The following is a 14,363-nucleotide window of genomic DNA, read 5'->3' as shown; positions in this document are numbered from 1 at the left end:
ATTTTCCGTAAACAGCTTATTCAAAAAAATGGAAATTTTCCATTCCCAACTCAAAAATCAGCCGTAAATTTGCATCATATTTCTTTATAGTTATGGTAAATTTTGTTCTGATTGCAGTATGCATTATTGCAGGAATGGTATTCAAAGCAACAAAATCTATCCACCCGGATGCCCATAAGGGGATCAATACCTGGATTCTTTATCTTGCTCTACCGGCAGTGTCTTTTAAATATCTGCCAAAAGTACAATGGACAACGGAAATGCTTTTTCCGATTGCTGCTACTTTTTTAATCTCTGTATTTTGTTTCATCTATATGATGTTTTACAGCAAAAGCCGGGGCTATTCAAGGCGTTCCAGAAGTACCTTGGAGCTGGCGAGTGGGTACAGTAATACGTCATTCATCGGATTCCCTCTAATTAGTGCCTTTTATGGAGAGGGCTTATTAAGTATCGCTATTATATGTGACCAAACCATGTTCTTTGCCCTTTCAACATTAGGAATTATTGCCGCTGTAAAAGGGGGAAGTAAGTCCGGAAAAGTAAGCGCATTATTTATTCTTAAGCGCTTGATCACATTTCCACCGTTAATTGGCTGTATCTCGGCTTTGGTATTATCTCAATTCATAGATTTTACTTTTGCAGAACCATTTTTTGATAAGCTTGCAGCCACAGTAAGCCCGTTGGCATTATTTTCAGTAGGATTACAATTGAAGTTTAACGGCTGGAAAAAATTGATTCCGCAGATGTCTGCTTCCATGCTTTATAAATTGATTTTGGCACCGGCAATTGTCTTAGGAATGGCTTTATTATTTGGAATAAAAGGAGATGTAGCAAAAATTACTGTATTTGAAGCAGCAATGCCTACATTAGTCACTTCAAGTATCATTGCAGAACAGTTTAGGTTAAATACAAAACTCACCAATCTTATCATTGGATTCAGTATTATTGTTGGATTTTTGACTACTGCTGTTTGGTATAAAATAATAGAAATTGTTTTTTAGATAAATTTATCTAAATATAGGTTTTGATAAAGAAAACAGTAGTAATTATAAAATTGAAAACTACAATTCCGGTTCTTAGCTTCACAGGATCAATTTTTTTAGTAAAATGTGCTCCAAAATAACCCCCTAAAATTGTTGCTGTCATCATGGTACATGTTTCTGGCCAATATATTTTGCCTGCTGAAATAAATAGAATAACAGCAGCAGCATTCGCTATTCCTGTAAAAAGAGTTTTATTAGCATTAATCACTTTAATATCTGATAATCCAAATAATGACCATACTGCCATCATCATAATTCCTACTGCTCCGCCAAAATAACCACCGTATATTCCTAAAATAAATTGAGCTCCTAATACCAATCCAGAGCCAATATGTATTTTTTGTCTAAGCCAATTGCCCATTTGTTTTCCAAAGGCAAAAGCAAGTGAGCCTAATAAAAGAAGCCATGGAACAATTAAATTGAAACCATCTGACGGAGTATATAAAAGCAGTAATCCACCTGCACACCCACCTAATAAAGTAAGAATAAGCATTGCTTTTATTGAGATATCAGGAAAAGGCTTAATATATTCTCTGAATTTCCATGCGCTGGCCAGACTACCGGGAAACAATGCTACTGTACTTGAGGCATTGGCCTGAATAGGAGGAACTCCTGCATAAATGAATGCCGGAAAAGTAATGAAAGATCCACCTCCTGCCGCTGCATTAAGTGCTCCCGCAATAAGTCCAATTAAAAATAATAAAATATAGTTTTCCATGAAAAAGAATCGTAAATAAAGTTAGGTCAAAAAAAGGCAATCATTAATAAAAGATTGCAGTTCTCTAAAGAAAAATTTAATTTTACACTTTAAATATTTCCCTTGCAATACACTCAGATTGTTTTACCGTTGAATTTAAAAGGATCCTTTACCTATAAGGTTCCTGAAGAACTAATGTCTGAAATTCAGCTGGGAATGCGGGTTTTGGTACCATTTGGGGGTAAAAAGATCTATACAGGAATTGTTTTTGAACTTCATGATCTGGCTCCGGAGAATTTTGTGGCCAAAGAAGTTATCAGTATTCTGGATGAAAAACCAATACTCCCGGAAGAGCAGATTAGTTTCTGGAACTGGCTTTCAGAATATTATTTATGCAATCTTGGAGAAATTTACAGACTTGCTTTTCCATCTTCTCTAAAGCTGGAAAGTGAAACCTATTTAAAATTAAGACCGGGAATTGTTGTTGATTTTGAAAACCTCGATGTCAATGAAATGTACCTGGTTCAGGCATTAGAAGTAAGGCAGCTGGTAAACCTCACAGATATTGAGGCATTTATTCCTAAGAAAGAAATTATTAAAACCATCAATTCACTCATTGATCTGCAATATATTGAGATTGACGAGAAAATTGCTGAAAAATATAAGGCAAAAGAAGTTGCCTACGTAAAAATTAACGGAGATGTTCTGAATAATCAGAACCTTACGGAAATTCTTTTAAAACTAAATAAAGCCCCTAAGCAGAAAGATTTGTTTCTTCTTATTTTGGAAAAGCAAACTGAAAAGCCTGATCTTCATATTAAAAAGGCGGAGCTGTTTGAAGATGGTTATTTTGGGAGTTCCCATTTCAAGGCATTGGCAGATAAAGGTCTTGTGGAGGAATATTATATGCAGAAAGACAGGATTGAAAGCTATGAAGGAGAAATTGAAGAGCTTGAGGAACTTTCTGAGCAGCAAAAAATAGCAAAATCCGAAATTGATGAAGCCTTTGAAGAAAAAAAGAATGTTTTACTTCATGGAGTAACATCATCCGGAAAAACCCATATTTATTTAGAGAAAATAGAGGAATGTGTTAGAAACGGACAAAATGTTTTGTTTCTGCTTCCTGAAATTTCGTTAACCAAGCAAATTACCCAAAGATTAGAAAAAAAATATGGCAGGCAGCTAGGTTTCTATCATCAAAAACTAACTGATTTTGAAAGGGTAGAAGTATGGAGAAGAATTAAGCAGAATGATATCCGTATCCTTGTCGGAACCAGAAATGCCTTGTTTTTGCCTTATCAAAACCTTGGATTGATCGTAGTGGATGAAGAACATGATTCTGCTTATAAACCAAGAGAAGTTTCCCCGTACTTTAATGCCAAGGATGCTGCTTTGGTTCTGGGTGGTTTATATGAAGCAGGAGTAATTCTAGGATCTGCAACCCCATCTGTTGAAAGTTATTACAGAGCCAGAAAAGATAAAATGAAATACATCTTTCTGGATGCAAGGTTTGGGAATGTTAATCTACCGGAATATGAACTGATCAATTTCAAAGAAGCTCAGGAATCTAAAAAGGTTTCCGGGAACTTTTCCTTAAGACTGATTGATGAGATTAAGAAAACGGTTGATGAAAAAAATCAGGCAATCGTTCTCCATAACAGACGTGGCTATGCCAACGTTATAGAATGTGAAACGTGTGGCTACGTCAACTACTGCTCCAATTGTGATGTGGTAATGACCTACCATAAGGCTGCCAATGAAATGAAATGTCATTACTGCGGACAAAGAGCCTCAAAACCAAAAACCTGCCCAAAATGTAATTCTGAAAAACTCAACGAAAGAGGAGTAGGCGTAGAGCAAATTCACGAGGAAGTTTCCAAAATATTCCCTGAAAATGAAGTGGATAGGATGGATGTAGATTCCATGCGTAAGAAATTTGCCTACGAAAAGCTGTATGAAAAGATTGAGGATGGAGAAACAGATATTGTGGTGGGTACGCAGATGATTTCCAAAGGGCTGGATTTTGACCATATAGAATTGGTAGCCATTCCTAAGGCTGATTCCTTATTATATGTACAGGACTTCAGAGCTGAGGAAAGAGCCTATCAATTAATAACGCAGGTTTCCGGAAGAGCTGGAAGAGTTTCCGGAAAAGGAAGAATCCTGATTCAGACCTATAATCCTGATCATTCTGTATTTCAGTTGATCAAAATGAATAACCCTGCAAAGATCTATAAGTATATCCTTACAGAACGCCAGAAGTTTAATTATCCGCCGTTTACTAAGCTGATTATGATTGAACTGAAGCACAGAAGAGATGATAAAGTAGATCGTGCTTCTCAGTTTTTAGGCTCAATTCTTCGAAAATACCTTCCTGAAGATTGTATTTTAGGTCCGGAAAGGGCACAAATTGCCAGGCTAAATAATTTATATCAATTCCAAATTCTATTAAAGTTACCCCGCGGGAAAAACTATGAAAGGTATAAGGGGTTGGTTTTAATAAGTTTGAAAGAATTTGATGAAATCACTGCTTATCAAAGCATTAAAAAAGACGTTTTTGTTGATTTTTAACAATTTTTAACAAACTTTACACTCTTTTATAAGACGGCTATGGTCCGTTATATAACAATAATTTCTACTTTTGGACGTTGATTAAGTGTTTGGCTCTTTAATTGAATGATTTAACTTATCATTTTTTATAGCGTCAAACTATAGAACAAAAAGAAGATAGATGGTAAATTTCAGAAAATATATTTCAAGCGCAGCGGTATTGGCTTCTGGTTTTTTCATGGCTCAATCTACCGTTTCTACTGTTCTTTACTCCCAAAATTATGACAATCAGAAAAGCAGCTTAAACCTGCCGTCACCTGTCAGCACAATGGTGGAGAAGACTGTATTGTCTGCTAAAGAACTTGTAGATATTAATGTAAACACAATGATGGCGGATCCCGTGCTGAAAAATGCAACCTGGGGATTCGTAGTGTATGACCCGAAAACGAAGAAAGTGATTTCTTCGTACAATGAGAGCACTCCGTTGGTCCCGGCTTCCACTACAAAGCTTTTAACTACAGAAACAGCTTTAAACCTTTTGGGTGAAAACTATCGCTGGATGACTCAGCTGGAGTATTCAGGAACTGTTGATGAGAATGGCGTTTTAAATGGAAACCTGTATGTTATAGGAAGTGGTGATCCGTCCCTAGGAACAAATAAGGCAGGAGCAGGATCTTACAGAGACATTATCTCAGATTTCATAGGTGGAGTTTCACGTGAGGGAATCAAAAAGGTGAATGGTGATATTATTATTCAGACAGCGCTTTTCAAAGGCAATATTTCAATGCTTCCGGAAAATGTTGTATGGCTAGAAAACAATAATTACTATCTGCCTGCAGGTACAACCCGAGGAATTAACCCGGCTAATGAAAAACTGATCGTAAAGAAAGGAGGTTTCTCTACAGAAAAGAAATTCTTCTATGTTTCGCCTTATGCCCATCAGATGGTATATGCTGAAAAGTATGAGGGAGACGGTATTTTAACAACAAAAATTCCAGACGCACCAGCTTATTTGGCTAATTCATTCAGAACAACACTGGTGAAAAGCGGAATTTCTGTTACAGGAAAAGTAACTCCTAAAATGACAGATGCTGTTCCTGAAAACAGAAAAATGATCTCAGCTTACAAGTCTCCAACCTTAAGTGATATTATATACTATACCAACCAACATAGTGATAATTCATTGGCGGAAGCGTTATTAAAAACAGTAGGATTCCAGAAAATGGGAGATCAGACTTCAGAATCAGGTAGAATTGTAGTGACAGATCACTTAAAAGATGCAGGTTTTGATATGATAGGACTCAATTATATGGATGGAAGCGGGCTTTCAAGAAGTAATAACGTAACTCCAATTTCTCAGGTTAAATTTCTGACTTCCTTGATGGATGAAAAATATTACAGATCATATTTAACTTCTCTTCCAATTGGAGGACAATCCGGAACATTGAAAAGAATGTTTATCGGAGAGGGGAATGGACAGGTTTTTGCTAAAACCGGAACTTTAAATAAAGTGAAGACATTAGCAGGATATTTGAAAACCAATTCCGGTAAAACATTAGTGTTTTCGTTAATGGTAAATAACTATTCCGGATCAGTGGATATGGTGAAGAAAAGAATGGAAAAAATTCTGGAACCGGCTCTGGAACTTTAAAAAGTATTTATTTTATATATTATAAAGGCCTTTTAATCAATGATTAAAAGGTTTTTTTTATATTTGAATTCTATAATATTTTCATCTATGAAAAAAGTTTACCTCCTGATGTTGGGTTTTCTGGTATCTCAACAGTTTTATGCACAAACGCAGGACCAGAATATTGAAATGAAAGGATTGATAAAAAAGGAAAAGAAATCCTTTGCCAACAGAATGGCTGTAGGAAATGTCAATCCGAATACACTCAACTATGATCTTCGGTATCAAAGAATGGATGTTACTTTAAACCCAACCGTTAAAAATATTTCCGGTTCAGTAACTTCTCATTTTAAACCTAGTCAGAATATGGGAAGTATTTATTTTGACCTTACCAATCTGTTATCAGTTTCTCAGGTACAATATCATGGAAATAGCATTCCTTTTCAGCAGCTGCCTAGCAAGGAAATTAAAATAGATTTTCCGGCTTCCATTGCAGCTAATACATTAGATTCTTTAACTATTCATTATTCCGGAACTCCGGATCCGTATTACAATACTGTGATGACGGGAACTCAGGGAGGGACACCTGTTTTTTCTACTTTAAATGAGCCTTATGGGGCGCAGGATTGGTTTCCTACCAAGCAAAGTCTCAATGATAAGATTGAAAGAGTTGATTTTAAAATTACAACCCCATCACAATACAACGTGGCAGCAAACGGTAAATTGATGTCTGAAACAAATCTTCCTGCAACATCGCAGAAGCTTACTTTCTGGAGAACGATGTATCCTACTCCTGCTTATCTGATTGCACTGGGAATCACTAATTATACAAAGCTAAACAGCACCATCGGGAACCCGCCATTCCCGTTTGTGAACTATGTTTATCCCGCAACAGCAGCGAACTCTACGCTGGTATCCAATATTGAATGGACGAAGCAGGTTATGAATACCTATGAGACATATTTTGGCCCTTATCCTTTCCGTGATGAAAAATATGGACATATGGAATACCTTAATGGAGGAGGAATGGAGCATCAAACAATGTCTTCTATGAGTGGTTGGGGTAAAAGTCTTATTGCTCACGAGCTTGCCCACCAATGGTTTGGAGATAAAGTAACCTGTGGTGCTTGGAATGACATCTGGCTGAATGAGGGATTTGCAACCTTTGGAGAGCATGTAACCAATGAAAAACTGCTGATGACCAACACCGAGTTTATGAGTTATTTGGCCAATCAGACCAGCTATATTACAGGAGCAGCGGGAGGAACGGTGTATGTTCCTGATGCAAGCCTTACCAACGTCAACAGAATTTTCGACAGCAGACTTTCTTATGCTAAAGGAGGGTATGTGTTAAGAATGTTGAAATGGATTTTGGGGGATACTGCTTTTTATCAGGCTATTAAGGATTATCACGGAAGACCGGCTTTGGCTTATAATTATGTACGAACTTCAGACTTTAGCACGTCACTGCTTCAGTCTACTGGAAAAGATTTCACGGAATTTTTTAATGACTGGGTGTATGGAGAGGGGTATCCTATTTACAACATAAAATGGAGACAGCTTGGGAATCAAGTGCTGTTAAACGTTTCCCAGACGCAAAGTATGCCATCTGTAAGTTTTTTTGAACTGCCTTTACCCATTAAAGTGAGTGGAACAGGAGGGCAAACGGCTTATTTGGTGTTGAATAACACTTCAAACAATCAAAATTTTACAGAAGCCATTACTTTCCCGATTTCAAGTATTCAGTTTAATTATGAATATCAGATTCTGCAAAAGAATTCCACGGTGATTCAAGATAATAATCTGAGTGTTTCTTCTGTAGAGAAAGAAAAATTTGGTTTATATCCTAATCCTGCAAAAAATGAACTTTACCTTAATGGAGTTGATAAAGCAACAGATTACATCATTCATGCTATAGATGGAAAGTTGATCAGAAAAGACATCTATCAACCTGGTAAGACAATAGGAATTGCAGAATTGGTACCGGGTACTTATATCTTCACTGTCAATGAAAAACACATTAAATTTATTAAGCATTAAAATATATTTAATTTAATCATATAAAAAGAAGCTTTCAAATTTGAAAGCTTCTTTGTTTTCTGGCAGCTCTTGCCCCTCTTTCTTTGGCGATTTTCACTTTATATCTGAACCATTTTTCCTTAAAGACATAGCGCATTGCATTGTCGAAATTCCTTATAATAATCAAATTTTTAAAGCCATTCCATTTTTCAATAAAACTTGAGGGAAGTGCCCGGACAGATATGGAGTAGCCTCCGGTTTCATACTGTATATAATGCCACCATCCGGCTGGAATGTAAAGAGTTTCACCAGGTTGAAGAATGGCTTCATAACCATCTAAGTAGAGGAGCGCGGGATACTCTCTGAAGTCAGGATTTTTAATATGAGTCAAACTATGGAAGTTGTAAGGCAGTTTGTACATAAAACTAGATTGTTCACGCGGAAACAGCCATACTTTTTTTATTCCTTGAAATTGAGTGATAAAAACATGGGACATATCAATGTCAATATGATTTCGGGTAGCAGAACCTTCTCCGCCAAAGAACATAAAGGGGAGCCATTTCAATATTTTGCCATTGGTAACATCATTGTAAAAAATATCATTCTTAAGTTCGGGTTTAATGCTTAGTAAATTAAATAAAAAAAGGCGGTGCTCAGTGGGAGTAGAATCTATCAAATCCAGATATTCTGAAAATGAAGTCTGCATAATAGGCTCACTTGCTACTCTGTCCATGGAATCTAGTTCACTGCCATATATATCTACCTGATGATTTCCTGCTATTTCTTTAAAATATTCATAATTCCATTTTTTAAAGGCCGGACTTTCAGGATCTACAAAATCTTCAAGAATAACAGGAACCTTGGGCTTCATATATTCATTTATAAAGGTTCTTGAAACTATTTTCTTTATTTTCTGTACCGGAATCAATCGCATATTCTTAATTTTAAAACAAATATAAATATTATCCTACTAATTTTGTAGACTAATAATGTTAAAAACTCAATCTTATATCAAATTTTAGAATTAAGGCTATAAAAGGTTTTATTTTACTGCCTTTTTAGTAAATTAGCACATCTAAAAAATTACTAAAAATGATTTCTGAAAAATACCTACAACATTTACAGAACGAACTTCAAAATATTGAAAATGATGGACTTTTCAAAAAAGAAAGAATCATCACTTCTCAACAAAGTGCAGAAATTGAAGCTAACGGAAAGAAGCTTTTGAACTTTTGTGCTAATAATTACTTAGGATTATCCAATAATCCGGAGGTAATGAAAGCTTCTCAGGATATGATTGAATCCCACGGATATGGAATGTCATCTGTACGTTTTATCTGTGGAACACAGGATATTCATAAGGAATTAGAGACAAAGATTGCAGATTTTCTTGGTCTTGAGGATACTATTCTTTATGCCGCTGCATTTGATGCAAACGGTGGGGTTTTTGAACCATTGTTTACTGAAGAGGATGCGATTATTTCAGATGAACTGAATCATGCTTCCATCATTGACGGAGTTCGTCTTTGTAAAGCTGCAAGATACCGTTACAAAAACAATAATATGGCTGATCTTGAGGCTCAATTGATTACTGCTTCAGAAAAGAATCACCGTTTCAAAATTATTGTTACTGACGGAGTTTTCTCAATGGATGGTATTGTTGCTGATCTGAAAGGTGTTTGTGATCTTGCAGATAAATATGATGCTTTGGTAATGGTGGATGATTCTCACGCAACCGGATTTATCGGAAAAACAGGTCGTGGAACTCATGAAGCTAACGAAGTAATGGGTAGAGTAGATATTATTACATCTACATTAGGAAAAGCTCTTGGTGGTGCTTTAGGAGGATTTACGTCTGGTAAAAAAGAAATCATCGATATGTTGAGACAACGTTCTCGTCCTTACTTATTCTCCAACTCATTGGCTCCTGGGATTGTAGGTGCTGCTTTGAAGGTGTTGGACATGATTTCAGATGATACTTCATTACGTGATAAGGTAATGGAAAATGCAGAATACTTCAGAACAGAGATGAAAGCTAAAGGTTTTGATATCCCTGAAGGAGACGCTGCCATTGTTCCTGTAATGCTTTATGATGCGCCACTTTCTCAGAAAATGGCTGAAAAATTAATGGATGAGGGAATCTATGTTATTGGATTCTTCTATCCAGTAGTACCAAAAGGAAAGGCGAGAATCAGAGTTCAATTATCTGCAGCTCATACCAAAGCGCATCTTGATAAAGCTATTGCTGCTTTTGAAAAGGTAGGAAAAGAATTGGGTGTGATCTCTTAATTTTTGAGTTGAATACGATCAATAAAATATAATCTTCGGCTCGGGGCAGCATTGCTGCCCCGAGCCGAAGTGTTTTCTATATAAATACAGTTTAATTATATTTTCCTGATCAAAAGAAAAATATTTTTAACAATTACATAATAAGCTTATCTTTGCTGTTAATTTTTCTGAATGCTTTATACAATAATCAAAGCGCTGCACATTATTTTTATGGTAAGCTATTTTGCGGGGATTTTCTATCTCGTAAGAATATTCGTTTACTATAAAGATACCGATGAATTTCCGGACGAAAAAAAGAAAATTTTGAGGGAGCAGTATACTTTTATGGCTCGTAGGCTGTGGAATATTATTACCGTTCCTGCCGGAGTCATTATGGCGGTATGCGGATTGGTCATGATCTTTTTGAATCCGGGATTAATGAAGATGGGTTGGTTTCATTTAAAACTAACATTCCTGATCGGTCTTGCCGTTTATCATTACTGGTGCTGGAAGAAAGTGCTTCATTTAAAAGCGCTTAACGGAAATACTTTAGAAACTGCCAACATTAAATTGAGACAAGCTAACGAAATTGCTACATTCATTTTGTTTCTTGTTGTATTTACCGTGATTTTAAAATCTATGGCAATTACATATTGGTGGCAATTAATTACAGGATTTTTCGTTCTTGTATTTCTGATCATGATGACCGTAAAACTTGTTAATAAGAATAAAAAAAAGAAATAATTGTGAAAGTAGGACATGTGCCCTAATGCATTCCTACTTATTACATTCTACTAAAAAACTATGATTGCAATTTTAAAGAAAGAACTTTGGAGTTACTTTGGAAACTGGAGCGCATGGGTAATCATTGCCGCATTCAGTTTGATCACGACTCTTTTCCTGTTCTTTTTCGACAACGATTCTAATATTTTTGAGATCGGGGCAGCATCGCTGCAAAGTTATTTTGTTTTAGTTCCGTGGCTGTTGATGTTTATCATTCCGGCACTTTCAATGAAGACTTTCGCCGAAGAACAGCAAACGGGGACACTGAACTGGCTTTTTTCACAGCCATTAAAGGTTTCAGATCTTGTAACGGGAAAGTTTCTTTCAGTATGGATTGTTGGGGTTTTATGCCTGATTCCGTCACTGATTTATCTCTATACCATATATGTTTTAGGAGTTCCTGAGGGTAATATTGACCTCGGAATGACTTTCGGAAGTTATATCGGACTAATTATTCTGATTGCTGCTTTTTCAGGAGTAGGAATTTTAGCCTCTTCATTATCACAAAACCAGATCATGGCTTATCTGTTGGGTGTTTTCATGTGCTTTATTATGTATTTTGGAATTGAGCAACTAGCGAGCTATAAATTATTAGGAGGAGCAGACTTTATTCTTCAGAATATAGGTTTCTATCAACATTTTCTAGGCTTTACAAGAGGCCTTGTAGATGTAAAAGATGTTGCTTATTTTATTCTGGTGATTGGCGCTTCATTAGTATTGTCTAATCATTTTATTAACAAAAAGAAGTAGAATTATGAAGAAGATCAATGCTAAATCTCCATTTGGAATTTTCTTATTTGCTATTATTCCTTTAGTTATTATTCTGACCTATTCAGGGATCAGACTGGATCTGACAAAGGAAAAAAGATACACCCTTTCTGAGAGTACCATTAAGGTATTGGAATCTGTTAAGAAGCCTTTAACTGTTGAAGTTTACCTTGAAGGAGACTTTCCGGCAAGCTTTAAGCAGCTTCAGGGAGAAACAAAGTTTATGCTGGAAGAATTCCGAAAAATTAATTCAAAAATTGATTTTAAATTCATCGATCCGTTGAAGTCTAAAATACCGGCAGATAGCTTGGCAGCAATGGGAATGCAGCCATCATACCTTCCAGATTCCAAGGATGGAAAATTCTCACAGATTACTATTTTTCCGTATGCTGTTATTAAATATAATAAAACAGGAGTTTCCATTCCTTTAATTGTTCAGCAAACAGGTATAGACGCTGATCAGCAACTTACAAGATCGATTGAAGGATTAGAATACAGCCTTGTTTCAAACATTAAAAATATTGCTGCCGATAAAAGAAAAAAAGTAGGAATTTTGGTTAATCAGGATGAATTAAGCCCTGATGAATTCCAGGGATTTGTACAATTGGCGATGGAAAATTATGATGCAGGCCCCATTATTCCTAAAAATCAAACAGAGCTTAGTCTTGAAGATCTTCCTTTATTGAAACAGATGAGTGCCTTAGTCATTGCAAAGCCAAGAAAAGCTTTTACAGATAATGAAAAAGTAATTCTTGACCAATATATTATGAATGGCGGGAAAACACTCTGGATGATTGATGCGGTGAATGCTGAAATGGATACATTAACAAGGTCTAAAAAGGTGATGCCTTTTCCAATTGATGTTAATATGACAGATTTCTTCTTCAATTATGGAGTAAGAATCAATACTGCATTGGTAAAAGATGTAAAGAAATTTGCCTTGCTGAAGCTGGTAACAGGAGAGGTGAGTGGAAATCCTCAGTTTACAAGTCTTCCTTGGCCTTACTTTCCTCTGGGAATTGCTGAAAATAATAATCCGATTACCAAAAATATTAACCCTGTAAAATTTGAATTTCCGACTTCCATAGATACTTTGGGAGGAAGAAAGAATATCAAGACCAAGGTGCTTTTTGAATCCAGTGAAAGAACATTGTTGAAGCAGGTGCCCAACTATGTTGATCTAAAGGAAATTGCCAGCGTAGACAGTCTTGGACAAATGGAAAAACCAAGTACCCCAAAGATATTTGCGGTAGCACTGGAGGGGAAATTTAATTCTGCTTATGCATCAAGAATTGAAAGAAAATCTTACCCTGGCTTTAAGGCAGAAAGCCCTGAAAATAAAATGATCGTGATTGCAGATGGGGATATAGGAAGAAATAAAGTAATTAAAGGAAAACCACTTCCTTTGGGAGCAGATATGCTGACTAATGAGCAATTCGGAAACGAACAGTTCCTTAGAAATGCTTTGGATTATCTGTTGGATGATAGCAATCTGATGGAATTAAGAAATAGAAATATCGAAGAAAGACTTCTAGACAGACATAGAATAGAAGAAGAAAAAACCAACTGGCAGTGGCTGAACTTACTGCTTCCTCTGGCTGTTATTGGCCTTATTGGAGGTTTATTCTTCTGGTTAAGAAAGAAGAAATTTGGATAGAAAATAGAAAGAGAAGCAAAATGCTTCTCTTTTTTTATTTCAGAAAATAATGATAAAAATAGGCTGCTTCGTGAATGAATGCAGCCTATTTTTATTTGACGTTAAAGTCTTGTATCTTAATTTTCCAGGACTGGAATAATATGTTCCCATTTCAGTTGTCTGGCATAATCCAAGGCTGTTTTACCAGCTTTTGATTGAACATTTTTATCAGCTCCAGACTCTAAAATAACTTTTACAGTAGTTAAATTTCCGGCAATCGTTTCCTTATGAAGAAGAGTGAGGCCATCTTCATCTATATGTTGAATATCATCAGGATTTTGTTGTAAAAACTCGACAAATTTTTCTTTCATGTTTTTACTCATCGGGTGTTCAATCAGGTTTTCAGGTTCTTCTTTCTGATTATTAACGACCAGAATATCATTAAAGTCTCCGAAGTCCATTTGCCATGCATTATCATGATCTTTTCTTTCCGCATTAGACATATCTGAACGCATCTTTTGGATACTGAATCCGCCGTAGGTTTTCGGAAGAGGTTCTGTGGAAGAAGAAAATAATTTAGAAAGCCCCTTAGGTTTCTGTACACTTGGTGTAATCGCAAAAAGCCAGTCACTGATATCAGTTAAAGGAATTTCAAAATAGTCTCCAACTTGTACACTTTTAAGGTCATTAGGCTCATTAATCAGGTAGCCTTTTACAGTGTCCCCATCAAAATTAATGTCGTTGATCCACATATGTTCAACAATTGTTTCTCCTGCTTCATCTTTTTCGGAAAACGCTGCTTTTACGCATGAAACATTCAATCCGGGGATAATTCTTCTATATTCCCAAGATTGTTCTCTCCAGAAATATTTAAACGTTTCCTGTGCTTTTTTAAAGGCTTTGATCATTTCCGGATCATTTCCATCTGCAAAAAAAGTTGGGTTCTCTTCCATATACTAGTTTGTGGTG

General features: G+C 36.0%; 11 protein-coding genes. 8 read left to right on the top strand and 3 right to left on the bottom strand.

Annotated elements, in window-relative coordinates; all coding sequences use genetic code 11:
- The first annotated feature begins 92 nt into the window (after positions 1 to 92).
- On the top strand, positions 93 to 1,001 hold the full coding sequence (locus C1638_RS08535; protein WP_109620032.1) for an AEC family transporter: 909 nt from the start codon (positions 93 to 95) through the stop codon (positions 999 to 1,001).
- 10 nt (positions 1,002 to 1,011) lie between these two features.
- Here the strand turns inward: C1638_RS08535 and C1638_RS08530 are convergent, their stop codons facing one another.
- Complete coding sequence (locus C1638_RS08530) at positions 1,012 to 1,761, bottom strand: sulfite exporter TauE/SafE family protein (protein ID WP_109620030.1); 750 nt, start codon at positions 1,759 to 1,761, stop codon at positions 1,012 to 1,014.
- 102 nt (positions 1,762 to 1,863) lie between these two features.
- On the opposite strand from C1638_RS08530, the gene priA reads away from it, so the two are divergent.
- The 3 genes from priA (at position 1,864) to C1638_RS08515 (ending at position 7,960) form a co-directional block, all read left to right on the top strand.
- The gene (priA, locus tag C1638_RS08525; protein ID WP_109620028.1) at positions 1,864 to 4,311 is read left to right on the top strand and encodes a replication restart helicase PriA; all 2,448 of its coding nucleotides are present in this window, start codon (positions 1,864 to 1,866) and stop codon (positions 4,309 to 4,311) included.
- A 160-nt stretch (positions 4,312 to 4,471) separates the two neighbouring features.
- On the top strand, positions 4,472 to 5,941 hold the full coding sequence (dacB, locus tag C1638_RS08520) for a D-alanyl-D-alanine carboxypeptidase/D-alanyl-D-alanine endopeptidase (RefSeq protein WP_109620026.1): 1,470 nt from the start codon (positions 4,472 to 4,474) through the stop codon (positions 5,939 to 5,941).
- An 87-nt stretch (positions 5,942 to 6,028) separates the two neighbouring features.
- The gene (locus tag C1638_RS08515) at positions 6,029 to 7,960 is read left to right on the top strand and encodes a M1 family metallopeptidase (protein ID WP_109620024.1); all 1,932 of its coding nucleotides are present in this window, start codon (positions 6,029 to 6,031) and stop codon (positions 7,958 to 7,960) included.
- 34 nt (positions 7,961 to 7,994) lie between these two features.
- Here the strand turns inward: C1638_RS08515 and C1638_RS08510 are convergent, their stop codons facing one another.
- Positions 7,995 to 8,873 (bottom strand): cupin-like domain-containing protein, encoded by an 879-nt coding sequence (locus C1638_RS08510; protein WP_109620022.1) that lies wholly within the window; start codon positions 8,871 to 8,873, stop codon positions 7,995 to 7,997.
- Between the two features lie 158 nt (positions 8,874 to 9,031).
- Here C1638_RS08510 and kbl point away from each other — a divergent pair, with 158 nt between their 5' ends.
- The 4 genes from kbl to gldG all read left to right on the top strand — a co-directional run bounded on the left by kbl (position 9,032) and on the right by gldG (position 13,415).
- Positions 9,032 to 10,228: a glycine C-acetyltransferase gene (kbl, locus tag C1638_RS08505; RefSeq protein ID WP_109620020.1), complete on the top strand. Its 1,197-nt coding sequence runs from the start codon at positions 9,032 to 9,034 to the stop codon at positions 10,226 to 10,228.
- 171 nt (positions 10,229 to 10,399) lie between these two features.
- Positions 10,400 to 10,951, top strand: a complete 552-nt coding sequence (locus C1638_RS08500; RefSeq protein ID WP_109620019.1) for a CopD family protein — start codon at positions 10,400 to 10,402, stop codon at positions 10,949 to 10,951.
- Between the two features lie 60 nt (positions 10,952 to 11,011).
- Entirely contained in the window at positions 11,012 to 11,740 is a 729-nt protein-coding gene (locus tag C1638_RS08495) for an ABC transporter permease subunit (protein WP_109620017.1), read from the top strand.
- Between the two features lie 4 nt (positions 11,741 to 11,744).
- Entirely contained in the window at positions 11,745 to 13,415 is a 1,671-nt protein-coding gene (gene gldG / locus C1638_RS08490) for a gliding motility-associated ABC transporter substrate-binding protein GldG (RefSeq protein WP_109620015.1), read from the top strand.
- A gap of 116 nt (positions 13,416 to 13,531) precedes the next feature.
- Here the strand turns inward: gldG and C1638_RS08485 are convergent, their stop codons facing one another.
- Positions 13,532 to 14,347 carry a DUF2314 domain-containing protein gene (locus C1638_RS08485; protein WP_109620013.1) on the bottom strand — a complete coding sequence of 272 codons (816 nt, stop codon included), beginning with the start codon at positions 14,345 to 14,347 and terminating at the stop codon, positions 13,532 to 13,534.
- Between the last annotated feature and the right edge of the window lie 16 nt (positions 14,348 to 14,363).

Origin of the sequence: Chryseobacterium oncorhynchi (assembly GCF_002899895.1) — a bacterium.
Classification (GTDB): Bacteria; Bacteroidota; Bacteroidia; order Flavobacteriales; family Weeksellaceae; genus Chryseobacterium; species Chryseobacterium oncorhynchi.
Note: the sequence above shows the minus strand (reverse complement) of the source record. Positions and strands in the feature narration are given on the sequence as shown.

Bases quoted from the DNA above. Each gene is read 5' to 3' on its own strand.
- C1638_RS08495 (WP_109620017.1), top strand. From the start codon at position 11,012: ATGATTGCAATTTTAAAGAAAGAACTTTGGAGTTACTTTGGAAACTGG.
- C1638_RS08500 (WP_109620019.1), top strand. From the start codon at position 10,400: ATGCTTTATACAATAATCAAAGCGCTGCACATTATTTTTATGGTAAGC.
- kbl (WP_109620020.1), top strand. From the start codon at position 9,032: ATGATTTCTGAAAAATACCTACAACATTTACAGAACGAACTTCAAAAT.
- C1638_RS08485 (WP_109620013.1), bottom strand. From the start codon at position 14,347: ATGGAAGAGAACCCAACTTTTTTTGCAGATGGAAATGATCCGGAAATG.
- gldG (WP_109620015.1), top strand. From the start codon at position 11,745: ATGAAGAAGATCAATGCTAAATCTCCATTTGGAATTTTCTTATTTGCT.
- C1638_RS08510 (WP_109620022.1), bottom strand. From the start codon at position 8,873: ATGCGATTGATTCCGGTACAGAAAATAAAGAAAATAGTTTCAAGAACC.
- C1638_RS08535 (WP_109620032.1), top strand. From the start codon at position 93: ATGGTAAATTTTGTTCTGATTGCAGTATGCATTATTGCAGGAATGGTA.
- C1638_RS08530 (WP_109620030.1), bottom strand. From the start codon at position 1,761: ATGGAAAACTATATTTTATTATTTTTAATTGGACTTATTGCGGGAGCA.
- dacB (WP_109620026.1), top strand. From the start codon at position 4,472: ATGGTAAATTTCAGAAAATATATTTCAAGCGCAGCGGTATTGGCTTCT.
- C1638_RS08515 (WP_109620024.1), top strand. From the start codon at position 6,029: ATGAAAAAAGTTTACCTCCTGATGTTGGGTTTTCTGGTATCTCAACAG.